This window comes from Algoriphagus confluentis, assembly GCF_036245625.1.
In the GTDB taxonomy this organism is placed as follows: Bacteria; Bacteroidota; Bacteroidia; order Cytophagales; family Cyclobacteriaceae; genus Algoriphagus; species Algoriphagus confluentis.
Genome location: NZ_BTPD01000002.1, coordinates 365,153 through 391,201, shown reverse-complemented (window position 1 = coordinate 391,201; position 26,049 = coordinate 365,153). Strand labels below are relative to the sequence as shown.

Annotated in this window: 24 protein-coding genes and 4 tRNA genes; 2 read left to right on the top strand and 26 right to left on the bottom strand. The window is 43.7% G+C overall.

Annotation, left to right across the window (positions count from 1 at the left end):
* Window positions 1-9: 9 nt before the first annotated feature.
* The 11 genes from rpsC to rpsL form a co-directional block, all read right to left on the bottom strand.
* On the bottom strand, window positions 10-744 hold the full coding sequence (gene rpsC, locus AAA943_RS04345; protein WP_338220992.1) for a 30S ribosomal protein S3: 735 nt from the start codon (window positions 742-744) through the stop codon (window positions 10-12).
* A gap of 9 nt (window positions 745-753) precedes the next feature.
* Complete coding sequence (rplV, locus tag AAA943_RS04340; RefSeq protein WP_338223016.1) at window positions 754-1,146, bottom strand: 50S ribosomal protein L22; 393 nt, start codon at window positions 1,144-1,146, stop codon at window positions 754-756.
* A 2-nt stretch (window positions 1,147-1,148) separates the two neighbouring features.
* Window positions 1,149-1,427 carry a 30S ribosomal protein S19 gene (gene rpsS / locus AAA943_RS04335; protein ID WP_026953267.1) on the bottom strand — a complete coding sequence of 93 codons (279 nt, stop codon included), beginning with the start codon at window positions 1,425-1,427 and terminating at the stop codon, window positions 1,149-1,151.
* 2 nt (window positions 1,428-1,429) lie between these two features.
* Complete coding sequence (gene rplB / locus AAA943_RS04330; RefSeq protein ID WP_338223015.1) at window positions 1,430-2,254, bottom strand: 50S ribosomal protein L2; 825 nt, start codon at window positions 2,252-2,254, stop codon at window positions 1,430-1,432.
* A 13-nt stretch (window positions 2,255-2,267) separates the two neighbouring features.
* Window positions 2,268-2,555: a 50S ribosomal protein L23 gene (gene rplW, locus AAA943_RS04325; protein WP_338223014.1), complete on the bottom strand. Its 288-nt coding sequence runs from the start codon at window positions 2,553-2,555 to the stop codon at window positions 2,268-2,270.
* Between the two features lie 4 nt (window positions 2,556-2,559).
* Window positions 2,560-3,189 carry a 50S ribosomal protein L4 gene (rplD, locus tag AAA943_RS04320; protein ID WP_338223013.1) on the bottom strand — a complete coding sequence of 210 codons (630 nt, stop codon included), beginning with the start codon at window positions 3,187-3,189 and terminating at the stop codon, window positions 2,560-2,562.
* A gap of 3 nt (window positions 3,190-3,192) precedes the next feature.
* A complete protein-coding gene (rplC, locus tag AAA943_RS04315) occupies window positions 3,193-3,825 on the bottom strand; it encodes a 50S ribosomal protein L3 (protein WP_338220997.1) in 633 nt (210 codons plus the stop codon).
* A gap of 244 nt (window positions 3,826-4,069) precedes the next feature.
* Complete coding sequence (gene rpsJ, locus AAA943_RS04310; RefSeq protein ID WP_024284766.1) at window positions 4,070-4,375, bottom strand: 30S ribosomal protein S10; 306 nt, start codon at window positions 4,373-4,375, stop codon at window positions 4,070-4,072.
* Between the two features lie 11 nt (window positions 4,376-4,386).
* Window positions 4,387-6,507: an elongation factor G gene (gene fusA, locus AAA943_RS04305; protein ID WP_338223012.1), complete on the bottom strand. Its 2,121-nt coding sequence runs from the start codon at window positions 6,505-6,507 to the stop codon at window positions 4,387-4,389.
* Between the two features lie 5 nt (window positions 6,508-6,512).
* Window positions 6,513-6,980 carry a 30S ribosomal protein S7 gene (gene rpsG, locus AAA943_RS04300; protein ID WP_067544568.1) on the bottom strand — a complete coding sequence of 156 codons (468 nt, stop codon included), beginning with the start codon at window positions 6,978-6,980 and terminating at the stop codon, window positions 6,513-6,515.
* Between the two features lie 18 nt (window positions 6,981-6,998).
* Window positions 6,999-7,412: a 30S ribosomal protein S12 gene (gene rpsL, locus AAA943_RS04295; protein WP_338220999.1), complete on the bottom strand. Its 414-nt coding sequence runs from the start codon at window positions 7,410-7,412 to the stop codon at window positions 6,999-7,001.
* A 236-nt stretch (window positions 7,413-7,648) separates the two neighbouring features.
* On the opposite strand from rpsL, the gene AAA943_RS04290 reads away from it, so the two are divergent.
* Together AAA943_RS04290 and AAA943_RS04285 are read left to right on the top strand one after the other, a co-directional pair.
* Window positions 7,649-8,809: a hypothetical protein gene (locus AAA943_RS04290; protein ID WP_338223011.1), complete on the top strand. Its 1,161-nt coding sequence runs from the start codon at window positions 7,649-7,651 to the stop codon at window positions 8,807-8,809.
* Window positions 8,810-8,909: 100 nt separating this feature from the next.
* Window positions 8,910-9,548, top strand: a complete 639-nt coding sequence (locus AAA943_RS04285; protein ID WP_338223010.1) for a porin family protein — start codon at window positions 8,910-8,912, stop codon at window positions 9,546-9,548.
* Between the two features lie 256 nt (window positions 9,549-9,804).
* Here AAA943_RS04285 and AAA943_RS04280 read toward each other — a convergent pair whose 3' ends face one another.
* The 15 genes from AAA943_RS04280 to AAA943_RS04210 all read right to left on the bottom strand — a co-directional run bounded on the left by AAA943_RS04280 (window position 9,805) and on the right by AAA943_RS04210 (window position 26,015).
* Window positions 9,805-10,119 carry a DUF3467 domain-containing protein gene (locus AAA943_RS04280; protein ID WP_338223009.1) on the bottom strand — a complete coding sequence of 105 codons (315 nt, stop codon included), beginning with the start codon at window positions 10,117-10,119 and terminating at the stop codon, window positions 9,805-9,807.
* 64 nt (window positions 10,120-10,183) lie between these two features.
* Window positions 10,184-14,497 carry a DNA-directed RNA polymerase subunit beta' gene (rpoC, locus tag AAA943_RS04275; RefSeq protein ID WP_338223008.1) on the bottom strand — a complete coding sequence of 1,438 codons (4,314 nt, stop codon included), beginning with the start codon at window positions 14,495-14,497 and terminating at the stop codon, window positions 10,184-10,186.
* Window positions 14,498-14,544: 47 nt separating this feature from the next.
* Window positions 14,545-18,420 (bottom strand): DNA-directed RNA polymerase subunit beta, encoded by a 3,876-nt coding sequence (gene rpoB, locus AAA943_RS04270; protein ID WP_338223007.1) that lies wholly within the window; start codon window positions 18,418-18,420, stop codon window positions 14,545-14,547.
* 156 nt (window positions 18,421-18,576) lie between these two features.
* On the bottom strand, window positions 18,577-18,963 hold the full coding sequence (gene rplL, locus AAA943_RS04265; RefSeq protein ID WP_338223006.1) for a 50S ribosomal protein L7/L12: 387 nt from the start codon (window positions 18,961-18,963) through the stop codon (window positions 18,577-18,579).
* Window positions 18,964-19,007: 44 nt separating this feature from the next.
* Window positions 19,008-19,547, bottom strand: a complete 540-nt coding sequence (gene rplJ / locus AAA943_RS04260; RefSeq protein ID WP_338223005.1) for a 50S ribosomal protein L10 — start codon at window positions 19,545-19,547, stop codon at window positions 19,008-19,010.
* 2 nt (window positions 19,548-19,549) lie between these two features.
* Window positions 19,550-20,248: a 50S ribosomal protein L1 gene (gene rplA, locus AAA943_RS04255; protein ID WP_338223004.1), complete on the bottom strand. Its 699-nt coding sequence runs from the start codon at window positions 20,246-20,248 to the stop codon at window positions 19,550-19,552.
* A gap of 10 nt (window positions 20,249-20,258) precedes the next feature.
* Window positions 20,259-20,702: a 50S ribosomal protein L11 gene (rplK, locus tag AAA943_RS04250; protein WP_338221006.1), complete on the bottom strand. Its 444-nt coding sequence runs from the start codon at window positions 20,700-20,702 to the stop codon at window positions 20,259-20,261.
* 3 nt (window positions 20,703-20,705) lie between these two features.
* Window positions 20,706-21,263, bottom strand: coding sequence for a transcription termination/antitermination protein NusG (nusG, locus tag AAA943_RS04245; protein ID WP_338221007.1), 558 nt, complete (start codon window positions 21,261-21,263; stop codon window positions 20,706-20,708).
* A 13-nt stretch (window positions 21,264-21,276) separates the two neighbouring features.
* The gene (gene secE / locus AAA943_RS04240; protein WP_338221302.1) at window positions 21,277-21,465 is read right to left on the bottom strand and encodes a preprotein translocase subunit SecE; all 189 of its coding nucleotides are present in this window, start codon (window positions 21,463-21,465) and stop codon (window positions 21,277-21,279) included.
* Window positions 21,466-21,480: 15 nt separating this feature from the next.
* A tRNA-Trp gene (locus AAA943_RS04235) sits at window positions 21,481-21,551 on the bottom strand.
* 111 nt (window positions 21,552-21,662) lie between these two features.
* Entirely contained in the window at window positions 21,663-22,850 is a 1,188-nt protein-coding gene (gene tuf / locus AAA943_RS04230) for an elongation factor Tu (RefSeq protein WP_338223003.1), read from the bottom strand.
* A 57-nt stretch (window positions 22,851-22,907) separates the two neighbouring features.
* Window positions 22,908-22,979: transfer RNA gene (locus AAA943_RS04225), tRNA-Thr, on the bottom strand.
* Between the two features lie 32 nt (window positions 22,980-23,011).
* A tRNA-Gly gene (locus AAA943_RS04220) sits at window positions 23,012-23,084 on the bottom strand.
* Window positions 23,085-23,154: 70 nt separating this feature from the next.
* Window positions 23,155-23,237: transfer RNA gene (locus AAA943_RS04215), tRNA-Tyr, on the bottom strand.
* Between the two features lie 147 nt (window positions 23,238-23,384).
* The gene (locus tag AAA943_RS04210; protein WP_338223002.1) at window positions 23,385-26,015 is read right to left on the bottom strand and encodes a M1 family aminopeptidase; all 2,631 of its coding nucleotides are present in this window, start codon (window positions 26,013-26,015) and stop codon (window positions 23,385-23,387) included.
* Window positions 26,016-26,049: the final 34 nt, after the last annotated feature.

Here is a 26,049-nt window from a genome sequence, read left to right as displayed (position 1 = left end):
CGGTGAAAATTAGTTATTTCTTTTTCTTCGTCTCGGACCGTTGTCTCTTCCCTTAGGACCTGCAGGTCTTTGGCCTTTAGGCTCATTTGCAGCACCCTGATTGGGAGAAAGATCTCTCTTGCCGTATACTTCACCTTTGAATATCCATACTTTGATACCGATGATTCCGTACACTGTCAAAGCTTCGGAGATGGCATAATCAATGTCAGCTCTGAGGGTATGCAAAGGAATTCTTCCTTCTTTGTACATTTCAGATCTTGCCATTTCAGCACCTCCCAAACGTCCGGAGAGTTTTACTTTGATCCCTTCTGCTCCTACTCGCATGGAAGCGGCGATAGCCTGCTTCATTGCTCGGCGGAAGGAAATTCTTGCCTGAAGCTGCTGAGCGATAGATTCTCCTACCAACTTCGCATCCAATTCAGGACGCTTGATTTCAAAGATGTTGATCTGAATATCCTTGTTTGTGATTTTCTTCAACTCTTCTTTCAGCTTGTCTACTTCGGCTCCGCCTTTACCAATTACTACCCCTGGTCTTGCAGTATGAATAGTCAACGTGATTCTTTTCAGCGTACGCTCGATGATCACCTTGGAAATACCACCTTTAGGGATTCTGGCAAGGACATACTTTCGGATTTGCTGATCTTCGTATAGCTTCTCAGCAAAGTCTTTTCCACCATACCAGTTGGAATCCCAGCCTTTGACTACACCAAGTCTAAATCCTATTGGGTTAATCTTTTGTCCCATAGTCTTTTCTTAATTTGCCTTTTCGTTTAATTCTTCAAAATCAGCGGTAACAACTCCGGCGTTGAATGCATCAACAACAAGGGTTACATGATTGGATCTTTTGCGGATTCTATGACCTCTACCCTGAGGAGCTGGTCTGAGTCTTTTCAGGGATCTACCTTCGTCTACCATGATGGTTTTGATGTATAGATCTGCCTCTTCCAGCTTGGCATCAGGATTCTTGGCTTGCCAGTTGGCAACAGCTGACAGAAGTAATTTCTCCAGCCTGAGAGCTCCGTGATTTGGCGTATATTTCAACAGGCTCAAAGCCATTCCCACTCGCTTGCCCCTTACGAGGTCAGCAACCAGGCGCATTTTGCGCGGGGAGGTAGGAACATTTCGTAATCTTGCTATTGCTTCCATGATTATCTCTTTCCTTTATCTTTTTTAGCAACGTGGCCACGAAAATTTCTAGTGGGGGCAAATTCGCCCAACTTGTGACCTACCATGTTGTCAGTGACAAAAACAGGAATAAACTTGTTACCGTTATGCACAGCGAAGGTGTGGCCTACGAAATCCGGAGAAATCATTGATCTCCTGGACCAAGTCTTGATGACAGATTTCTTGCCTGATTCGTTCATGGCGTCTACTTTCTTCACCAAGTGGTGCTCGATATAAGGACCTTTTTTTAATGATCGTGCCATGTTTATTTAGATCTTTTGCTAACGATAAACTTGTTTGAATACTTCTTAGGGGATCTGGTTTTCTTACCCTTGGCAAGAAGACCTTTTCTGGATCTCGGGTGACCTCCTGAGGATCTACCTTCCCCACCACCCATAGGGTGATCGACTGGGTTCATAGCTACACCTCTGGTTCGTGGTCTTACACCAAGCCATCTCTTACGGCCTGCTTTGCCCAAGACAACGTTCATATGGTCTCCGTTGGAAACAGTTCCGACTGTAGCCATACATACTCCCAATACCAATCTCATTTCACCAGAAGGAAGCTTCACGGTCACATACTTGCCATCTCTGGCGACGATCTGCGCGTATCCGCCGGCACTTCGGGCCATTGCTCCACCTTTTCCTGGTTTCAATTCCACATTGTGTACAATAGTACCCATGGGGATGTTGACCATTTGCATGGCGTTGCCCACTTCAGGAGCAACTTTCTCACCGGAAATCACTGTTTGTCCTACTTGCAAACCTTCCGGGGCGATAATGTAGGCTTTAGCACCATCTGCATAGTAAAGTAGGGCAAGACGTGCTGTTCTGTTTGGATCATACTCGATCGCTTTGACGGTCGCAGGTACACCAAACTTGTTTCTTTGGAAGTCTACAATTCTAAGTCTTCTCTTATGACCACCACCGATGTATCGGGCAGTCATTTTGCCTTCATTATTTCTACCGCCTGATTTCTTCAAAGGAGCGATCAGAGATTTCTCCGGCTTGGACGAAGTAATCTCGTCGAAAGCTGGAGCTACTCTGAATCGGGTTCCCGGAGTAACAGGCCTTAATTTTTTAATTGCCATGATATTGATTCAATTAAATTTCTCCGTAAAAATCAATCACCTCACCGTCAGCTACCTGAACAATTGCCTTTTTGAAGGAATTGGTGAAGCCTGATACGATTTTATTCTTGGTATATCGGGTCTTATGCTTTGCAGCATACCGCATGGTGCGAATAGATACTACCTTCACGCCATAGGTCTTTTCTACCGCGTTTTTGATCTGAAGCTTATCTGCAGTTTTTTCTACGATAAATCCGTATACTCCCTTTTCGTTAAGTCCTGAGATCTTTTCTGTAATCAAAGGCTGTTTCAGAATCTCCATTGTCTTATTTCGATAAAATGGTTTCCAACTTACTTACAGAACCTTCGCACAACACCAGGTGATCTGCGTGCAGCAACTGATAAGTATTGACATCATTCACAGTGACCACTTTTGCCTTAGGAAGGTTTCTACTGGACAAGAAGACATTTTTATTGTCTTCAGGAAGAACCAAAAGGGTCTTTTTATCTGCCAGAGCAAGTCCATTTAGCAAAGCTAGGTAGCTTTTGGTCTTTGGAGCTTCGAATGACAGATCCTCCAGAACCACCAGGCTGTTGTCCTTCACTTTGTAAGAAAGGGCAGACTTTCTAGCCAGCTGCTTCAATTTTTTATTCAATTTGAAGGAGTAGTCTCTTGGCTTAGGGCCAAATACTCTACCTCCACCTCTGAAAAGCGGGGACTTCAAAGATCCAGCTCGTGCACCACCGGTACCTTTTTGCTTCTTGATCTTTTTGGTAGACCCTGCTACTTCATTTCTTTCTTTGGATTTGTGAGTTCCCTGTCTTTGATTGGCCAGGTATTGTTTCACATCCAGGTAAATGGCGTTGTCATTGGGTTCGATTGCAAAAATCTCATCCGAAAGCGTCACCTTTCTACCTGTATCTTGTCCTTGATGATTAATTACTGCTAATTCCATGGCTTACTTCTCCAGAATAACAAATGAATTTTTTGGACCAGGCACTGAACCAGAAACCAACAAGAGGTTTTGCTCAGGGTAGATTTTCAACACGCGGAGGTTGATCACCTTTACTCTGTCTCCTCCTGTTCTTCCGGCCATTCTCATTCCCTTGAATACTCGGGAAGGCCAAGAACATGCACCAATGGAACCTGGGTGTCTCTGTCTGTTGTGCTGACCGTGAGTTTGTCCACCCACACCGCCAAAACCATGACGCTTCACCACACCCTGAAATCCTTTACCTTTGGAAGTACCGATGGCGTCAACGAAGTCGCCCTCAACAAATACTTCACCAGCTTTCACTGTAGCCCCTAGATTTACCTGGCCTTCAAATTCGACCCGGAAATCACGGAACTCAACAACTTTCTGCTTAGGAGTGGTGCCGGCCTTTTTGAAATGGCCCATCAATGGCTTAGGAGTATTTTTCTCCTTTCGCTCACCAAACCCCAACTGCACTGCGTTGTACCCGTCTGTTTCAACGTTTTTTACTTGCGTCACTACGCAAGGACCAGCTTCGATTAGCGTGCATGCGACATTACGTCCATCGGCACTGAAGATGCTAGTCATTCCGACTTTTTTACCTATAATACCAGACATCTTAAATAAGATAATTTGATAATCCACAAGCATTTATGCGCTTGGGCCCTTTTTAAGGACTGCAAAGTTACTGAAATAATATTTGGCAGCAAATCCCAACTCTAATATTTTCAAACATTTAGAAAAAAATGATTGGCCGAAACCCTAGAATTGCCTTTCCTGCCAATGAAAATTTTATAAATCCCCACAAAAACAAAAGACCTGCATGATTTGCAGGCCTTTTGAGGGAAATTTTCAGAGCCGATCAGACTTTGATCTCCACGTCCACACCGCTTGGAAGCTCAATCTTCATGAGTGCATCTACGGTCTTGGAAGAATTGGAATAGATATCTACCAATCTCTTATAAGTACAAAGCTGGTATTGATCTCTGGCTTTCTTGTTTACGTGTGGGGATTTCAACACGGTAAACTTCTCTTTCTTGGTAGGCAAAGGAATAGGACCTACTACTACAGCGCCTGTGGCCTTTACTGCCTTCACGATCTTCTCTGATGACTTGTCCACCAGGCTATGATCGTATGATTTTAGTTTTATTCTGATTTTCTGATTCATTTTCTTGAAGATTAGGCTTTTTCACCTTTTACTTTGGCAATCACTGTTTCCGCAATATTGCTTGGAACTGGTTCGTAGTGAGAGAAGGTCAGGGACGCAGTCGCTCTACCGGAAGAGATCGTTCTCAAGTCAGTCACGTAACCGAACAACTCGGACAAAGGAACAGCCGCTCTGACTACGGTAGAGGTACCTTTGGTATCCATCCCTTTCATCAAACCTCTTCTTCTGTTTAAGTCACCGGTGATAGGACCTGTGTACTCATCTGGAGTCACCACATCCACAGACATGATTGGTTCCAAAAGCTGAGGCTTACATTTTTTGGCTGCCTCTTTAAATCCAATTCTTGCTGCCAATTCGAAAGAAAGCGCATCGGAGTCCACATCGTGGAAGGATCCGTGGAACAATCTTACTTTCATGGACTCGATTGGATATCCTGCCAAAGGACCATTTTTCATCGCCTCGTTGAATCCTTTTTGGATAGCGGGGATAAATTCTTTAGGAATCACACCACCTACGATACCGTTGACAAAATCCAATCCCTGCTTGATTTCACCGGTTTCTGCATCAGCCTCTCTTGGACCCAATTCGAAGACAATGTCCGCAAATTTACCTTTACCACCGGTTTGCTTCTTGTACACTTCTTTGTGTTCTACCGAACCAAACAAAGCTTCTTTGTAAGCCACCTGAGGCGCACCTTGATTAATTTCAACCTTGAATTCTCTCTTCAACCGGTCAATGATGATTTCCAAGTGAAGCTCACCCATACCTCTCAAGATCGTCTGACCAGTTTCGTGGTCGGTATTAACTTGAAGTGTAGGATCTTCTTCAACCAATTTGGCAATCGCCATACCCAATTTGTCGACGTCTGCCTGAGTCTTAGGCTCAATGGCATAACCGATAACTGGCTCAGGGAAGATCATAGATTCCAATACTACTTTGCGCTTTTCGTCACAAAGCGTATCACCGGTCTTGATATCTTTAAAGCCTACTACGGCTCCGATATCCCCTGCCACCAATCTTTCAATTTGGTTTTGCTTATTTGCATGCATTTGGAATACTCGGGAGATACGCTCTTTATTGCCAGATCGGCTGTTGAACACATAAGAACCGGATTCAAGAACACCTGAGTAAGCTCTTACAAAGCAAAGTCTACCTACGAATGGGTCAGTGGCAATTTTGAACGCAAGACCTGTAAAAGGTTCTTTCTCATCTGGAGCGATTCTTACTTCCTGCTCTTCGTTGTCCAAAGCATGACCAATGATATCGTCCTTATCCAATGGAGAAGGAAGCAATTCCATCACCAAATCAAGCATGGTCTGAACTCCTTTGTTTTTGAAAGAAGAACCACAAACCATAGGAACGATCTTCATGTCAATTGTTGCTTTTCTCAAAGCAGTGAGAATTTCTTCTTCAGAAATAGAATCTGGATCATCAAAGAATTTCTCCATCAAAGACTCGTCGTACTCAGCTACAGCTTCAAGCAAGTGCTCTCTCCACTGCGCAGCTTCTTCCTGCAAGTCTTCAGGAATCGGAACTACCTCATAGGTCATTCCCATGTCGTGCTCGTTCCAGATAATTCCTCGGTTGTTGATCAAATCAACAACACCTCGGAACTTATCTTCTGCACCGATTGGAATCTGCAAAGGAACAGCGTAGCTACCAAGCATGTCTTTCACTTGCTTGCAAACATCCAAAAAGTTAGCACCTGCACGGTCCATCTTATTGACGAAACCGATTCGCGCTACATTATAATTATCAGCCAATCTCCAGTTGGTCTCAGACTGAGGCTCCACACCATCTACTGCACTGAACAAGAACACCAAGCCATCCAATACCCGAAGGGAACGGTTAACTTCAACAGTAAAGTCTACGTGACCCGGGGTATCGATAATGTTCACATTGTATTTTTGGTCTCGATAGTTCCAAAAAACGGTAGTAGCAGCAGAGGTAATAGTAATCCCTCTTTCTTGCTCCTGAGCCATCCAGTCCATAGTAGCCGCACCATCGTGTACTTCCCCGATTTTGTGGGAAACACCCGCATAAAAAAGAATTCTCTCAGTGGTAGTCGTTTTACCGGCATCAATGTGAGCAGCGATGCCGATATTTCTGGTAAATTTTAAATCTCTTGCCATCGGGGTTAAAATCTAAAGTGGGAGAATGCTTTGTTGGCTTCGGCCATTCTGTGCGTATCATCTTTTTTCTTCACTGCGGCACCTTCGCCTTTTGCAGCTGCGATGATTTCACCGGCTAGTCTATCCATCATGGTTTTCTCACCTCTTTTACGAGCATAGGTGATCATCCACTTGATACCAAGGGACATCTTTCTTTCAGGTCTCACTTCCATTGGAACCTGGAAAGTAGCACCACCAACTCTACGACTCTTCACCTCTACGGATGGAGCAATATTGTTAAGCGCCTTTTTCCAAACTTCAAGACCATTCTCACCTACTTTGGATTCTACTTTTGCTACTGCATCGTAGAAAATGTTGTAAGCAATACTCTTCTTCCCGTCGATCATTAGACAGTTTACAAACTTGGTGACCAAAGTATCATTGAACTTTGGGTCAGGAAGAATATATCTCTTCTTTGGTTTCGCTTTTCTCATTTCTTTTAAAACGTTTTGTTATTTCTTCTTGCCTGGAGCTGCAGCAGGTGCGCCTTTTCCAGCTTTAGGTCTTTTAGCACCATACTTGGAGCGACCTTGCTTACGGTCTTTTACTCCGGCGGTGTCCAATGCACCACGGATAATGTGATACCTTACTCCTGGAAGATCCTTCACACGACCACCTCTGATCAGTACGATAGAGTGTTCCTGCAGATTGTGACCTTCACCAGGAATGTAAGCGTTCACTTCTTTTCCGTTGGTCAATCTTACCCTTGCCACCTTTCTCATTGCAGAGTTAGGCTTTTTTGGGGTCGTAGTATATACCCTGGTACAAACCCCTCTTCGCTGAGGACATGCGTCCAAAGCGCGAGACTTTGACTTGAATTCCAGTGTATTTCTACCTTTTCTTACTAACTGTTGAATAGTAGGCATTAACTGATGATATTTATTTTTGCTGTAAACTGTTAATTTTTGGACTGCAAAGGTACAAGAAGTAATAAGAGTAACAAAATTAAGCAGTTATTTTTTTGGAAAGGGAAGGCTCAGAATCAGGCAACTAGACTGACCTGCCAGCAACATCTGCCAGGCCACTATATTTTCTACAGAGGAAGTAGTTGACACCTTTAAAAAATCATTATATTTAGCTTAAAATCAAATCGTTACAAGATATGAAATTTTTTCTAATTTGTTGTTTGTGGATTTTCTCACTTCAAGCAGCTATAGCCGTACTTCCTTCAAGAGTGAATATAGATGGTACTTGGTACACGAATGGGCAAACGGCGTACATTAAATGTGACAAGACCAATGTCAACGTTTACATTGATTTAGTTGTAATTCCCGGCCCCAGTTTTCTGAAGATTAGTGTTTCTCCTTCCTCCAACTTTACGGTAAGTAGCACTCAGTCTGACATCATGAAAACCTTGAATCTGGATCCATCTAGACAAAATGGATGGATAGATGTGGCTCACGTAGGTATTAGTGGCAACATTCGTGTCTATATTCAGCAAAAACCACCTACCCCTAGTATTTCGGTAGAAACAAATATATGTGCGGGAAGCTCAAGAAGTATCACCGCTACAAGTAATTATGATTTTCAAAGTACTCACCCTATCCAGTTGGTTTGGCAGACTTATGGGGGAGTAACAGTCAACGGAGGAAGTAGCTTCACTCAAAATGGAACATCCAGCACAGTCACAATAGCTAATGTCTCAAATGGATCCTATTCGGTAAAAGCCGTAATTCCCAGTTGCGGAAATCTTGAAAGTGCCGTAGTCAATGTTAAATTGGGGCCACCAGTCATAACCAACCCTAATTATTGGTTGTTTGACCCTGGATCTAACATGTGGCAATTTAGCCAGACTTCAGGTGGCCCAGGAGTGACCTACACATTTTATATTTCTTCAGGTTCGGCTATTTTAAATCCTCAGAATCAAGACTGCTATATCACTACCTCAAGCGGAGCTACAATTTGCGTCACCGGAACTAATTCTTGTGGCACTGGCATCCCATATTGTTTCTATCTTCCTCCAGCTGGCGGATATCTTAAAACGGTCTACCCAAATCCTGCAACTAATTTATTATCAATCGAGTTCGAAGGAGATATGTCTTCTGAAATCGTTTCGTTTGATTTGATTCTCTATTCTGAGAAATCGATGGAACCAGTAAAACGATTGGTATATGAGAATCCGGTGGCTATGGACTCATTTGGTACCAATCAAAAACTCGAAATTGACGTTAAGAATTTCCCTAGAGGCGTTTACTATTTACATCTCATACCTAACCCAAATTCAAAATTGCCTGTCCAAAAGGTTCGAGTCGTTTTGGAATAAAGTAAAGATTGATAGCAAGTGCGCTTTCCAAATCGAGGGATTGATAACGAAACCACTCCTAGGACTTACATCAACGTTCACTTCCATAAATCCTAAAAACATGAAATTCAACCTAAAAATAGCCGGCTTAGTGATTTGGTGCCTCCTTCTTGGAAATACTTGGGACAGCTATGGCCAGAACATTACACGCTATGGAGTTACTGGTGGACTAAATCTGAGCCGGGTAAAAAACAGTATCAACCTGACAGGTCCTTTGTGGAGTTACCGGGTAGGACTGGCGTTGGAAAGGGATTTTTCGGAGAAATTATCCTTGACCGGAGAATTGGTCTATAGCCGTCAAGGCGGAAGCGTTTCCGATGTGTTTTCGGGAAAATACATTACCAAATTCGACTACCTGGCTGTTCCGCTCATTGCAAGATACAGACCCAGTGGGAAGAATTTTTTCATCCAGGCTGGTGGCAGAATCGGTTTTTTGGTGCATAACAAGGAAGTATATACGCACAATAATTCTGAGGCAAGGCTAGATCACTTGCGAAGTTTGGATGCGGGAATACTGGGAGGGATTGGCTATCGCTTGGGGCGTCATTTCGTGGTCGATGCCCGATATTACTATGGACTGACCACGATGTTTAAGGACCATTGGGTTCTCGATCCAGTCACCCTGGAGCCAATTTTTCTGGCAACACCCAAGTCGTTTCATAGGGTCTGGTCTCTTAACCTGACAGTTTATCCTTGGTAATTATTTAAATCGGAAGAGAAATGGGATCAAAGAAATATGTATTAGGACCATTTCACATAGGGCTCAAATAGCGGTTTTATAAGAAATCTCCTAGCTCTCTTAAAATGGGCGAATATGCATAGTTTGAAATCCTAAACTTCTTTTATATCAGTAAGATGCACACAAGCGGATACTCATAATCATCAAGGTCGGTTAAAAAAAAAGTCCTGCGAAGACACAGGACTTGACTGAATATTAACAATAAGTTTCGCTTTCTCTATGCCTCTCCAGGCGTCCCGAAACTGATCGGAAAAGATGGAGCTCCCCCACCCTGTTGGATTTTTCCGAAGGCAGCTTCGTATTTTTCAATATTATCCTTCAAGGCAGCCAATAATCGCTTGGCATGATCCGGGGTAACAATGATTCTGCTTTTCACTTTGGCCTTGGGTACTCCTGGCATTAGGCGGATAAAATCAATCACAAATTCCGAATTGGAATGAGCAATCATGGCTAGATTGGAATAAATACCTTCGGCTACCTCTTCGGATAACTCCACATTGATCTGCTGATCAGGTCTTTTGTTGTCTTCCATAGTTTTGAGATTAAAAAAGGCCTGTACTTGAGATACAGGCCTTTCGGGTTCAATTATTCTTTATTTAAAGGATGGCCTCACTTGATTTTTTTGAGGTAGCTCTTTCCATGTTTTCGGAAAGTTTCTCGTATTCCTCTTTGGAACCGACAATTAGATTTTGCAATCTTCTCTGTCCGGTACCTGCAGGAATCAGGTGACCAACGATTACGTTTTCTTTCAAACCGAGCAGTTCATCACGCTTTCCACGGATAGCTGCTTCGGAGAGTACCTTGGTAGTCTCTTGGAAAGAAGCTGCAGAAATGAAGCTTTCTGTACCCAAAGAGGCTGCTGTGATACCCTGAAGAGTAGGTTTGGAAACAGCAGTTTCTGCATCTCTTACTTGAACCAGTTTCAAATCTTTTCTTTTCAGGCTGGAGTTTTCATCTCTCAATCTTCTGGCAGAAATGATCATACCTGGCTTCAAGGTAGAGGAGTCACCTGCGTCCATCACCACTTTTTTGTCCAAGATATTGTCGTTTTCCTCACGGAATGCCCACTTGTCTACTACTTGACCCTGCAAGAAGTTGGTATCGCCTGCATCAAGAATTTCAACTTTTTGCATCATTTGAGATACAATGACCTCAATGTGCTTATCGTTAATCTTCACCCCTTGAAGTCTGTAAACTTCCTGGATTTCATTGACAAGATATTCCTGAACCGCAGTTGGTCCTTTGATAGCAAGAATGTCATTTGGAGTGATTGCCCCATCAGACAATGGCTCACCCGCACGGATGAAGTCATTTTCCTGAACCAAGATGTGCTTGGAAAGGGACACCATGTATTTCTTGATCACTCCATCCTTGGATTCGATGATAATTTCACGGTTACCTCTCTTGATACCTCCATAAGATACCACTCCGTCGATTTCAGAAACTACTGCCGGATTGGACGGGTTTCTAGCTTCGAAGAGTTCGGTAACTCGTGGAAGACCACCGGTGATATCTCGGGTTTTACCAACAGATCTAGGAATCTTCACAAGGATTTGACCAGCTTTCACTTTATCACCAGCCTCTACTGCCAAGTGAGCACCTACAGGGATGTTGTATGCTTTTGCATCTTCTCCGTAGTTCACTACGATGGCCGGGTTTTTGGTTCTGTCCTTAGATTCAATGATAACTTTTTCACGGAATCCTGTCTGATCATCGGCTACTTCCTTGTAGGTAATCCCTTCAACGATGGCTTCAAACTCAATATTTCCATCAAATTCAGAAAGAATTACTGCATTGTATGGATCCCAAGTACAAAGGGATTCTCCTTTGCCAATTTTCTGTCCGTCTTTTACGTTCAAAACTGCACCATAAGGCACGTGATTGGAAACGAGAGTTTTCCCGGACTTAGGATCGTTGATTTTGATCTCACCAGAACGGCCCATCACTACAGTGGTTGGTTCTCCATCTCTATTGGTGGTTTCGAGGAATCTCAATTCTTCATCAAACTCGATCACCCCTTCAAATTTCGCATTGATGCTGGCATCAACAGCCATGTTGGAAGCAGTACCCCCTACGTGGAAAGTTCTCAAGGTCAACTGAGTACCTGGTTCCCCGATAGACTGAGCTGCAATTACACCCACTGACTCACCGGCCTGAACCATCTTGCCTGTAGCAAGATTTCTACCATAACACTTGGAGCAAACTCCTCTTCGTGTCTCGCAAGTCAATACGGAACGTATTTCGACTTCTTCGATGGCAGACTCATCGACCATTTTGGCAATTTCGTCTGTGATTTCGACTCCAGCAGGTACAATCAACTCGTCAGAAACGGGATCATACACATCGTGTACCGATACTCTACCGAGAATACGCTCAGAAAGCGGTTCCACAATTTCATCGTTGTCCTTCAGCGGCTGTACTACCAAACCTCTCAAAGTACCGCAGTCTTCTTCGGTCACAATCATATCCTGGGCCACGTCCACCAATCTACGAGTTAAGTAACCCGCATCGGCAGTTTTCAATGCTGTATCGGCAAGACCTTTACGAGCACCATGAGTAGAGATGAAGTATTCCAATACATCCAGACCTTCTTTGAAGTTAGAAAGGATTGGGTTTTCGATGATTTCACCCACAGAACCTTGAAGGTTTTTCTGAGGCTTGGCCATTAGGCCTCTCATGCCGCCCAATTGACGGATTTGTTCTCTGGAACCACGGGCTCCTGAGTGCATCATCATGTAGATGGCATTGAATCCTTGCTTGTCCTCCTCCATCTTCTTCATCAGATTATTCGTCAAATGAGAGTTGGTTCGGGTCCAAATATCAATTACTTGGTTGTATCGCTCGTTATCGGTGATCAGACCCATAAGGTAGTTGTTCCATACTTGGTCTACTTCCTCTTTAGCCTTGGCGATCATCGGCTCTTTTTCGTCAGGAATGATTACGTCATTCAATCCCATGGAAAGTCCGCCTTGGTAAGCCATTTGGAAACCGAGGTTTTTGATATCATCCAAAAACTGGGCAGTTCTTGCAATTCCACACACCTTAACTACCTCAGCGATAATCTGCTGTAGTTTTTTCTTGGTCAGAAGTTCGTTCACATAGCCCACTTCTTCCGGAACAAACTGATTGAAAATCAATCGGCCTGCTACAGTATCAATGATTTGCTCGGAAATCTCTCCTTCACCCGCTCTCACCTTCACCTTACACTTGATGTGTGCGTGCTTGGAAATTTTGCCTTCATTCAATGCAATGATCACTTCCTCTTGACTGTAGAAGGTCATTCCTTCTCCTGCTACTGGCTCTTCTGCCGTAGACTTTTTCCCTTTGGTCACATAGTACAGTCCCAAAACCATGTCCTGAGAAGGTACTGTGATAGGTGCACCATTGGCAGGGTTAAGGATATTATGAGCAGAAAGCATCAAAGTGGAAGCTTCCAAAATAGCTTCATGACCCAAAGGCACGTGAACGGCCATTTGGTCACCGTCAAAGTCAGCGTTGAATGCAGTACACACCAATGGATGCAACTGAATCGCTTTTCCTTCGATCAGCTTAGGCTGGAATGCCTGAATACCCAATCTGTGTAGAGTTGGGGCACGGTTCAAAAGAACAGGGTGTCCTTTCAATACGTTTTCCAAAATATCCCAAACCACTGGATCTTTACGATCCACAATTTTCTTGGCAGACTTTACTGTCTTCACAATGCCTCTTTCGATCAGTTTTCTGATGATAAATGGCTTGAAAAGCTCTGCCGCCATATTTTTAGGAAGACCACACTCGTGAAGCTTCAATTCTGGACCAACGACGATTACTGATCGACCGGAGTAATCCACACGCTTTCCGAGTAGGTTTTGACGGAATCGCCCTTGCTTACCTTTCAGCATATCAGAAAGGGACTTCAAAGCCCGGTTACCATCTGCTCTTACTGCATTTACTTTTCTGGAGTTATCGAAAAGTGAGTCAACTGCTTCTTGAAGCATTCGCTTTTCGTTTCTCAAAATCACCTCGGGAGCTTTGATATCGATCAATCGCTTCAATCGGTTGTTTCGAATGATCACTCTTCTGTACAAGTCATTCAAGTCAGAAGTAGCAAATCTACCACCATCCAAAGGCACAAGAGGACGCAATTCTGGTGGAATCACAGGAACCATTCTTACTACCATCCACTCAGGACGGTTTTCGATACGGGTTCTTGCATCACGGAATGCTTCCACAACTTTCAGACGCTTCAATGCTTCTGCTTTTCTCTGTTGAGAAGTATCTGTAGCCGCTTGATGACGAAGAGAGTAGGATAGATCATCCAAATCCAATCTCGCCAGCAACATTTCCAAAGCTTCTGCACCCATTTTGGCAATGAACTTGTTCGGATCATCGTCATCCAGCATGTGGTTTTCCTTTGGAAGCTTGTCCATGATGTCTAGGTATTCGTCTTCAGTAAGGAAGTCCAAATATTGAACTCCTTCTTCCGCCTTAATACCAGCCTGAACAACTACATAGCGTTCATAGTAAACAATCTGGTCCAGCTTTTTGGTTGGAAGTCCCAAAAGGTATCCAATCTTATTTGGAAGAGACTTGAAATACCAAATATGAGCTACCGGGACTACCAGCTCAATATGGCCCATTCGCTCACGACGGACCTTTTTCTCAGTCACCTCTACACCGCATCGATCACAGATGATGCCTTTGTATCGGATTCTTTTGTATTTGCCACAATGACACTCCCAGTCTTTCACAGGACCGAAAATCCGCTCGCAGAACAACCCGCCCATTTCTGGCTTGTAGGTTCTGTAATTAATGGTTTCCGGCTGGGTTACTTCGCCATTCGAGCTATCCAAAATGGATTCTGGAGAGGCCAAACTGATCGTAACTCGGGAAAAATCGTTGTTGAGTTTTTTATTTTTTCTAAACGACATAATTTTTTGAGATATGTTCAGGGCGGTTGCCCGCCCTATGAGCCAAATTAATCCAAGGTAATTTCTAGAGCCAAACCTCTCAGTTCGTGAACCAATACATTGAATGATTCAGGAATATTCGGTTTAGGAAGGTTTTCACCTTTCACGATCGCTTCGTAAGCTTTAGCCCTTCCGATTACATCATCAGACTTCACGGTTAGGATTTCCTGAAGGACATGAGATGCTCCAAATGCTTCCAGAGCCCACACTTCCATCTCTCCGAATCGCTGACCACCAAACTGAGCTTTACCACCCAATGGCTGCTGCGTAATCAATGAGTATGGACCAATGGATCTGGCGTGCATCTTATCATCGACCAAGTGACCTAGCTTCAGCATGTAGGCAATACCTACAGTGACAGGCTGGTCAAACTTGTGCCCAGTCAAACCGTCATAAAGGTACGTTCGTCCATAGGAAGGCAATCCGGCGGCATCCAACTCGGCAGAAACCTCTTCCAAAGAAGCCCCGTCGAAAATCGGCGTCGCATATTTTTTGCCCATCTTCTGTCCAGCCCATGCCAATACGGTCTCGAAAATCTGTCCGATGTTCATTCGGGAAGGCACTCCCAGCGGATTCAATACAATATCCATTGGAGTTCCGTCTTCCAAGAATGGCATGTCCTCATCGCGGACAATACGGGCAACAATACCCTTGTTTCCGTGACGACCAGCCATTTTATCCCCCACCTTGAGCTTTCTTTTCTTGGCAATGTACACTTTGGCGAGCTGAACGATACCTGCCGGCAATTCATCTCCTACCTCCAAAGTAAATCGCTCTCTCTTGAAGTTACCTGAAATCTCATTTCGGGAATTGGTGTAATTTTTCACCAACTGCACGATAAGGGAATTGATGTGTGCATCTTCTGTCCAATCATCCAGGATGATATCAGAGATCAAATTGGCTTCCTCGGGAACATTGTAGTTTGACTCATCTCTGTAAGGGTTCTTAGCAGGGAAAAGGTTGTTTTCAATATTCTTCTGATTGAATTTCATGCCTTTGCTGATGATTTCATCACCAAACTTGTGCTTTACTCCCTGAGAAGTCTTGCCATCCAGCAAAGTGACCAATTTGTTGATCATTCTGGCACGGATACCCAAAAGGTCCTTGGAGTATTTGGCCTTGAGCTTTTCTACCTCAGCCTTAGCTTTTGCTCTGACGTCTTTGTCTTTCTTAGGTCTGGAGAAAAGTTTGGTCTCGATGACTACCCCATTTAGAGATGGGGACGCCTTAAGAGAAGCATCTTTTACATCACCAGCCTTATCACCGAAGATCGCTCTAAGGAGCTTCTCTTCAGGGGTTGGGTCAGTTTCACCTTTTGGAGTGATCTTACCTATGATGATATCGCCCTCTTTCACCTCAGCTCCGATTCTGATGATACCGTTTTCGTCTAGGTGTTTTACCGCTTCTTCAGAAACGTTAGGGATCTCGGAAGTCAACTCCTCCTCACCTCGCTTGGTATCTCTTACTTCAAGCTGGAATTCTTCTACGTGAATGGAAGTAAAAATATCTTCACGAACCACTCTTTCGGAGATTACGATCGCATCCTCAAAGTTATAACCTTGCCAAGGCATGTAAGCCACCTTTAGGTTTTTACCCAAAGCCAACTCACCGTTATTTGTAGAATAACCTTCGACCAAAACTTGACCTTTCTCTACTCTTTCCCCTTTCAATACCAAAGGAGTCAAGTTAATAGTGGTGTCTTGGTTGGTTCTTCTGAATTTGATCAGATCATAAGTCTTGTATTCGTCAGTGAAATTGACCAAAAGTTCGTCCTGAGATAGGTCGTACTTAATGGTGATCTTCTTGGCGTCTACATAATCAACTACACCATTTGCCTCTGCGATAATCAACGCTCTGGAGTCAATAGCTGCTTTGGCTTCCAAACCAGTACCCACAATTGGTGCTTCTGGTCTTAGCAAAGGAACAGCCTGACGTTGCATGTTGGATCCCATCAAGGCTCTGTTGGCATCATCATGCTCCAAGAATGGAATCAAGGAAGCAGCAACAGAAACGATCTGATTAGGAGCAACGTCCATGTAAGAAATCTCACTCGGATCCAAGACAGGGAAATCGCCTTCAAATCGCGCTTTTACTTTTTCATTGACAAACTTACCAGCAGGGTCCAATGGTGCATTGGCCTGGGCAATGTTGTTATTGTCTTCTTCCTCGGCGGTCAAAAACACGATATCTTCCGTGCTCATGCCTACTTTTCCATTATCTACTTTTCGATACGGAGTTTCCAAGAAGCCCATGGAGTTCACTTTTGCATGAACACAAAGGGAGGAAATCAAACCGATGTTTGGTCCTTCAGGAGTCTCGATTGTACAAAGACGGCCGTAGTGTGTATAGTGAACATCCCGAACTTCGAAACCAGCTCGTTCTCTGGAAAGTCCACCAGGACCTAAAGCAGAAAGTCTTCTCTTGTGAGTCAACTCAGCCAATGGATTGGTTTGATCCATAAACTGAGAAAGCTGATTGGTCCCGAAAAAGGAGTTGATCACCGAAGAAAGCGTACGTGCATTGATCAAATCGACTGGTTTGAAGTCTTCATTGTCACGAACGTTCATTCTTTCGCGGATAGTTCTGGCCATTCGGGCCAAACCTACTCCAAACTGGCTATATAGCTGCTCTCCAACTGTACGAACCCGTCTGTTGGACAGGTGATCGATATCATCGACTACTGCCTTGGAGTTGATTAATCCGATCAAGTACTTCACGATGGAAATGATATCTTCCTTCGTCAGGACGATTTTTTCGGGCTCGATATCAAGTCCAAGCTTTTTATTTATCCTATATCGTCCTACCTCACCCAAGTCATACCGCTTGTCTGAGAAGAACAAGCTGTTAATCACCTCACGGGCAGTGGCCTCATCAGGTGCTTCAGTGTTTCTCAATTGTCTATAGATAACTTCCACAGCCTCTTTTTCAGAGTTGGAGTTATCTTTTTGAAGGGTATTGTAAATGATGGAGAAGTCAGCAACGTTTACATCTTCTCTGTGAAGAATGATGGACTTGGACCCTGAATCCAATATCATTTCGATATCCTCTTCCGTCAGGATAGTGTCTCTTTCAAGCAATACCTCATTACGATCAATGGAAACTACCTCACCGGTATCCTCATCCACGAAATCTTCTACCCAAGTTCTGAGGACTCTTGCCGCCAGTTTTCTTCCTGCCACTTTTTTCAAGGCAGTTTTGGTAGCTGACACTTCTTCGGAAAGGCCAAAAAGATCGAGGATATCTTTATCAGAACCATAACCGATGGCACGGAGAAGCGTAGTCACCGGGAATTTTTTCTTTCGGTCGATGTAGGCATACATGACATTGTTGATGTCAGTAGCAAATTCGATCCAAGAACCTTTGAAAGGAATAATCCGGGCAGAATACAGCTTCGTGCCGTTGGTGTGCTTGCTTTGCGCAAAAAATACCCCGGGAGAACGGTGCAATTGAGATACAATGACTCGCTCTGCTCCGTTAATCACAAAGGACCCCTTTTCTGTCATGTAGGGGAGATTACCCAAGAAAACTTCCTGTTCGATAGTTTCAAAATCCTCATTGTCCTCATCATGACAAAGCAATCTCAGCTTTGCTTTCAAAGGAACCGAATACGTCAAGCCACGATCGATGCATTCTTCCACACTGTATTTGGGAGGGTCTACTGCATAATCGATGAATTCCAAGGTGAAATTCTCTCTGGAATCACTAATCGGGAAGTTTTCAGCGAAAACTTTGAATAACCCATCTGCTCTTCTCTTTTCGGCAGGAGTATCCAGCTGAAAGAAGTCTTTGAAAGATTGCAGCTGAATATCGAGAAAATCGGGATAGTCTTTGACCACCTTAATGGAGGAGAAACTTTTCCTTACGGTTTGATTCTTGATAGCCAAGGTAGTGTATTGTTTATAGTGAAATTTCTTATTGAAAAGCGACAATTTTCGCTTAGAATAATGCAATTTTTAACCTGTGCATAAACAGGAAAAGACCTGACTATTTTAGTCAGGTCTAAAGGTTACTCCCTTACCTAGAGGTGAGGGAGTACCAAATTATTTAATCTCTACTTCAGCGCCAGCTTCTTCAAGAGACTTCTTCAAAGCCTCAGCTTCGTCCTTAGCGATACCTTCTTTCAAAGCCTTAGGAGCTGCATCTACAAGATCTTTAGCGTCTTTCAATCCAAGACCGGTCAATTCTTTAACCAGCTTAACCACTGCCAATTTCTGAGCACCAGCAGCTTTAAGGATTACGTCGAAAGAAGTCTTTTCTTCTTCAGCAGCAGCTTCTCCTCCACCAGCAGCAGCACCACCAGCCATCACTACAGCACCAGCTGCAGCAGGCTCGATACCATACTGATCCTTAAGGATATCTGTCAATTCTTTTACTTCTTTTACAGTCAAGTTTACCAACTGTTCTGCAAGTTGTGTAAGATCTGCCATTGTATTAATTAGTTAATTTTGTTTTTGATGATTTGATAAGAATATTAAGCCTCTTTTTCTGCCAAGGTCTTCAACACACCAGTGATGTTGTTTTGACCGGATTGCAGCGCAGAGATAAGGTTTCTTGCAGGAGACTGTAGCAATCCGATAAGGTCGCCCAACAACTCTTGCTTAGATTTGAGATTAGAAAGCATCTCCAGGTTGTTTTCGCCCAGAATTACATCTGAATCGATCCCGGCTCCTTTGAATGCAGGTCTAGTCTCTTTTTTACCCAATTTTTTTCTAAAGTCAAGAAGTACTTTCGCAGGAAGATTGCTGTTTTCCTTTGAGAAGATGATTCCTGAAAACCCCTTAAGGGCACCGTCAACCAGCTTGGAATAGTCTGCATCCAGATTTTCCAAAGCTTTTTTGATCAATGTATTCTTGTAGACCTTATATTCTACACCTCTTTCGAAACAAGTTCTTCTGAAGGCGTTGATTTGAGCTACACTAAATCCAGACGCATCGGTGATATAGAAGAAAGGATTCTCCTTAAATTTATCAGTCAGACCGTCGATTACAACTTTTTTCTCGTCTCTAGTCATGATTATATACCTTGGATGCTTCCCTTGTCCACTGAAATGCCAGGAGACATGGTACTGGAAAGATGAATACTTTTGAAATATGTCCCCTTTGCGGAAGAAGGCTTCAGCTTAGAAATGGTCATAATCAGTTCTTTCACATTGTCCTCGATCTGCTGAGGAGTGAAGGATACTTTTCCGATGCCGGCATGAATAATTCCAAACTTATCTACTTTGAAATCGATTTTACCTGCTTTCACTTCTTTTACCGCCTTACCTACTTCGAGAGTAACGGTTCCTGATTTAGGATTGGGCATCAAACCTCTAGGGCCTAATACTCTACCTAATCTACCTACCTTTGCCATTACGTTAGGCATCGTGATGATGACGTCAACGTCAGTCCATCCGCCTTCGATTTTGGCAATGTAATCGTCCAAACCTACGTAATCTGCACCTGCTTCGGTGGCTTCTGCAACTTTGTCAGGGGTACAAAGAACCAATACTTTGATGTCTTTGCCAGTACCATGAGGAAGGGCTACTACCCCTCTTACCATTTGATCTGCTTTTCGAGGATCGACACCCAAACGGACATCCACATCGACAGAAGCATCAAATTTGGTCATGGTAATTTCCTTAACCAGTGAAGAAGCAGCCTCGAGGGAGTACATTTGGCTTGGGTCGTACTTCGAAAGAGCTTCTTTTTGCTTTTTTGTTAACTTAGCCATTGTTTTTTATTTATACTTCCCAAGGGGCTTTACCAGATACTGTGATACCCATGCTTCGTGCAGTACCAGCTACCATTTTCATGGCAGATTCTACTTTGAAAGCATTCAGGTCAGGCATTTTCGTCTCAGCAATCGCTCTCACTTGATCCCAAGTGACAGATCCTACTTTCTTTCTGTTTGGTTCCGCAGAACCTCCTTTAACTTTTGCAGCCTCAAGCAGCATGTTTGCTGCAGGAGGAGTTTTTACTACAAAGTCAAAAGATTTGTCAGAATACACCGTAATCAGTACAGGAAGCACCGTGCCCATTTTGTCTTGGGTACGTGCATTGAACTGCTTACAGAACTCCATGATGTTCAAACCCTTGGAACCAAGAGCTGGACCTACCGGAGGCGACGGGTTAGCCTGGCCACCTTTCACCTGTAGTTTTACATAACCAGTGATTTCCTTAGCCATTGCTTAGTCTTGTTTTTCTACTTGTATAAAGTTTAACTCTACTGGAGTATTTCGGCCGAAAATCTTAACCATAACATTAAGCTTTTTCTTCTCCTCAAATATCTCCTCAATTGTCCCGGTGAATCCACTGAAGGGGCCGTCCATTACTTTTACGGCCTCTCCGACTATAAATGGTGTATCCTGCTTCTCGGCAAACTCGTCAATCTCTTCAACCTTACCTAAGATACGGTTGACTTCAGATTGTCGTAATGGTTCAGGGGTTTTGGAAGCTCCCCCCTGGTTTGATCCAAGAAAACCGATTACTCCCGGAATACTCGTTATTACGTGATTGGCTTCCCCATTGGAAAGATCCGCATTGACCAGCACGTACCCGGGAAAGAAATTTCTTTCTCTTACCCGCTTTTTGCCGTTGCGCATCTCGTATACTTTCTCAGAGGGAATGAGCACCTCAGGAATAAATTCCTCGATCTTCTGCCGGAAAATTTCATTCTCCAGATAAGTCTTTGTCTTTTTTTCCTGCCCTGCTACTACTCTGAGGACGTACCATTTATGTTCAGCCATTCTGTAATGTCAATTAGAATAAATCATAAAACCATGTCATGACATTTTCGAACCCCAAATCAATCACCCCAATAAACAAGGCAAAGATGAGAGATGCGACCAATACCAATACGGCACTATTTTGAAGGAATGAATACTTAGGCCATGTGACCTTGTTTTTCATTTCATCAACTGATTCGAGGACAAAGTTTTTAAGATTCATAGTCAATAACTGCTGCACGGGCAGAGAGATTCGAACTCCCATCAACGGTTTTGGAGACCGCTATTCTGCCATTGAACTATGCCCGTGTGAATGAACGCTCCCCAAAAGGGAACGCAAAATTAGGGATAAAGTCTTTAGAAACAAATGCGATCCCAAAAATATTTTGGGATCGCATTGTCAATTTATCTGTAGGAGGATTAGTCCAAGATTTCGGTCACCTGTCCGGCACCTACAGTACGGCCACCTTCACGGATCGCAAATCTCAAACCTTTTTCCAATGCTACTGCTGAAAGCAGGTTTACTTCGATAGTAACGTTGTCACCTGGCATTACCATTTCCACGTTTTCTGGAAGCTTGATCTCACCGGTCACGTCAGTAGTTCTCAAGTAAAACTGAGGTCTGTATTTGTTGAAGAATGGAGTATGACGTCCACCTTCTTCTTTTGAAAGTACGTAAACTTCAGCTTTGAAGTGAGCGTGAGGCTTCACAGAACCTGGCTTACAGATGATCATACCACGCTTGATTTGAGATTTTTCAATACCTCTCAACAACAAACCTACGTTGTCACCAGCTTCACCTCTGTCAAGGATCTTACGGAACATCTCAACACCAGTCACAGTTGACTTAAGGCCTTCAGCACCCATACCGATAATATCTACCGGGTCACCAGAGTTAATGATACCTCTTTCGATTCTACCGGTAGCAACGGTACCTCTACCAGTGATAGAGAACACGTCCTCAACAGGCATCAAGAAGTCTTTGTCGATCAAACGCTCCGGAAGAGGAATGTAATTATCTACAGCATCCATCAACTGCATCACGGTGTCCACCCACTTGTCTTCACCATTCAATGCTCCAAGAGCAGAACCAGCGATAACTGGAATATTGTCACCGTCGAATTCGTAGAAAGAAAGCAATTCTCTTACTTCCATCTCAACAAGCTCAAGCAACTCAGGATCGTCCACCATGTCAACTTTATTCAAGAAAACAACCAATGCAGGAACACCTACCTGACGAGCCAAAAGGATGTGCTCTCTTGTTTGTGGCATTGGTCCGTCAGTAGCAGCTACCACAAGGATAGCACCGTCCATCTGAGCAGCACCAGTTACCATGTTCTTAACGTAGTCAGCGTGACCGGGACAATCTACGTGAGCGTAGTGTCTCTTTTCAGTCTGATATTCTACGTGTGAGGTATTGATGGTGATACCTCTTTCTTTCTCTTCCGGCGCGTTGTCGATAGAAGAGAAATCTCTCATTTCAGAAAGACCTTTTTTAGCCAATACGGTAGTAATGGCGGCAGTCAAAGTTGTTTTGCCATGGTCTACGTGTCCAATCGTACCGATGTTAACGTGCGGCTTGGAACGGTCGAATGTTGCTTTTGCCATGCGTGAAAATCCTCAGTTTAAGTTTAAAGATATGTTTAGATAATAATTTCCGTGTTGAGCCAACGACGGGATTTGAACCCGTGACCCCTTCCTTACCAAGGAAGTACTCTACCCCTGAGCTACGTCGGCTTTCACTTCTCAGTGTGCTTATAAAAGCACAGAGCGGGAGACGAGGCTCGAACCCGCGACCTGCAGCTTGGAAGGCTGCCGCTCTACCAACTGAGCTACTCCCGCTTGTTTCCGGACTACCGGATTTTTTTTGCCCTGCAAAACTAGAAAAAAATTTTGCAATTCAGCAATTGTGTGGGGGAAACAGGATTCGAACCTGTGAAGACATAAGTCAACGGATTTACAGTCCGTCCCAGTTGGCCGCTTTGGTATTCCCCCAACTGCGTTAAAATTTCGAAGCTTTTTAAACCCTTGTAACCTTAACGGATGGCAAAATTATAGCCTTTTGACAAAGTATCAAAGGGTGTATGATAAAAAAGGATTTTTTTTGAGCAGATATCTTTCAAGCCTTTCATTTTCAATCCATTAATTTTCGTCCGTGAGTACTTGAAGGAAATAATCGAAATAGTTCCTCACTTGTATATCCTGTTCTTTGCCCGCTATTTCCTTCATTTTTGATACTACCGCGGGTTGGTCTCCAAATCCCATCAGCGCCTGGAATGCCCCCATTCGAAGAAAATTTTGTGGAGAATACTCCATCATATGGTAGAGATAAACCAATGCCCGCTCTTCTCCCTCTTCAGGCATCCGGATAAAATATTCTGCCAAATACCCGAGAAAATAATACAGCCCTTCTTGACTTAGTCGGGTAGGCTTTTCCAAAAACCAATCTCCCTTTCCCGCAATACTCCTATCAATGTAAAGTTCTGCCAGCGGGATGACCATCCGGAAATTGTTTTCCGCCTCGAAGCGGGCAAAAAATTCAATTTCTTCGGGTTTTTCCTTAGAAAGCACCAATCCAGTCAATGCCGATCCCGCTACTAAATAGGACGGTGCATTTACTTTTCTCAGAAAGAGCGGCTGGTATTTTTCCACATTCCATGAAGCCAAAACTTCCAAAGCACCTGCCTGCACGGAATTTTTAGGATCCTTTTCGGCAAGAGTTAATACCAGGTCCTCTATGCCTGGAATTTGTTCAGGCCATGAGGGGTCAACCTGCAAAATTCCCAGAGCTTTTTCCCGGATTGCCCAAAAAGAATCCTGAAGTGCTTGAGGCAAAATCACCATCAATTCCTCTTCCGCATCCTGACTTACCAAGCTGTCCAATGCCTCATACCTTGCTACTCCCAAAATGGACTCCTCAAACTGCCTTTGAAATTGGGCAGCTCCCATTTGTCCTGTCCTTCTGGACAAGAGATTTTTCCCCTCATCAAGGTAAATCTGTGTCACAGGAGTACCATTCTCCAAAGCAAATTGGTTAAACCCTTTGTTTACAAAAAACGGCTTGGACTTCCTTTCCTTTCCCTCGTACCAGCTTACTTCCAGAGGAAATTGAAAAACAGGACTCTTCTCCAAATCCTGAACTTGATGCACCGTAATCAAGATATTTTCAGGTATGGAATAATCGATGTCAAATTTCAGCTCGGGATGGCCCCTATCCAAAAACCATTGATTGAAAAACCAATTCAAATCCTTCCCGCTAACCCGCTCAAAAGCCAATCTCAAATCATGAACTTCCACTGACTGGAAAGCGTGTTTAGTCAAATAGTCATTTAGGCCCATGAAAAAGGCCTCATCTCCCAAATACTGTCGAAGCATGTGGAGAATCACCCCTCCTTTATTATATCGATGAGCATCAAAGAGATCCTCCGCATCTTCATACTGAAACTGAATCAATTGATCCAACTTCTCCTCGGATTCACTGAAGTACCCCTCCATCTCGGCAATCAACTTCAGCCCGGCTTCATCCGATCCGTATTTATATTCATTCCACAGGTACTCGCTGTAGTTGGCAAAAGCCTCATTAAGGGTGAGATTGGACCAAGACTCTGCCGTCACCAAGTCTCCAAACCACTGATGAAAAAGCTCATGAGCGATAATGTAATCCCAATCTGAATCGATTGCCTCTCTTTCGTCAAGAAGCAGATTTTCCATAAAGATCGAAGCAGTGGTATTTTCCATAGCTCCTGATACAAAATCCCTCACCACGATCTGATCGTACTTTGGCCAAGGAAAGGGGTATCCCAGTTTTTCTTCGAAAAAAGCAATCATCTCAGGAGTATTTTCAAAAACCTTAGCCGCTCCCTTTTCAAATCCTTTTTCCACATAATACCCCAAAGGCAAATCCCCATATCGGTCTTCTACCTTGGCAAAATTTCCAATAGCTAGAGCAGCCAAGTAGGGGGCGTGGGGAAGGTCCATTTCCCAATAATCTTTCCTCATTCCACCCCCCAAAGCCTCCTGGAGTATCAACCGACCATTGCTGATGGTAACTAAGGAATCTTCCACGGTCAATTTGAAAAGTTGGGTAAACCGCTCATTGGGGCGGTCAATGGTTGGAAACCACTTGCTGTTGTGCTCGGTCTCCCCTTGGGTCCAGATCATCCTGGGTTTACCGGGAATTGTATCCAAAGGATCTATGAAATACAAACCTTTGGTATCCGTGATGGCTTCCGAACCTCCGCCTGAGTTACGCTCCGGAAAGGCCTGATAGTTGATTTCTACCCTGAAAGTATCCTCAGCAGTCATTTCTTCAGGGAGATAAATGCTGAGAATCCGCTCGTTATATCCATAGTTAAGCTTCTGTTTAGTTTCCCCTTCCAGCAAATAAACCGCCCCCATATCATAGTCCTTGGCGTCCAACTGAAGGTTTTTCTGAGCGTAAAAAAATGGTTTTACAGTCAAAATCGCCCTTCCGATTACCGATTGATTGGCCCAATCAAAGGAAAGGTCCAAATCTGTGTGAAGGATATCAAAATCCCGTGCTGCGGAAGCCTGATAGTTTTCCATGAGTTTCTCCTTTTGCCTCATCAAAATGATTTGGTCCAAACTGTCTTGCATTTTGTCTCTTTCCGGGTACGTTGTGGTTAGGGATTCAGGGGAAGAAACGACCGTTTGCTCAGTCTTGCAGGCTGCCAAAATGGACAGGCACAGAAGGAGAGAAATTTTCAAACCGGACAGGAAATTTTCTTTGGGTAAGGAATTCAATTCTTTCATATTTGGGGAAAATCTATCGGAAAACGACGATAGA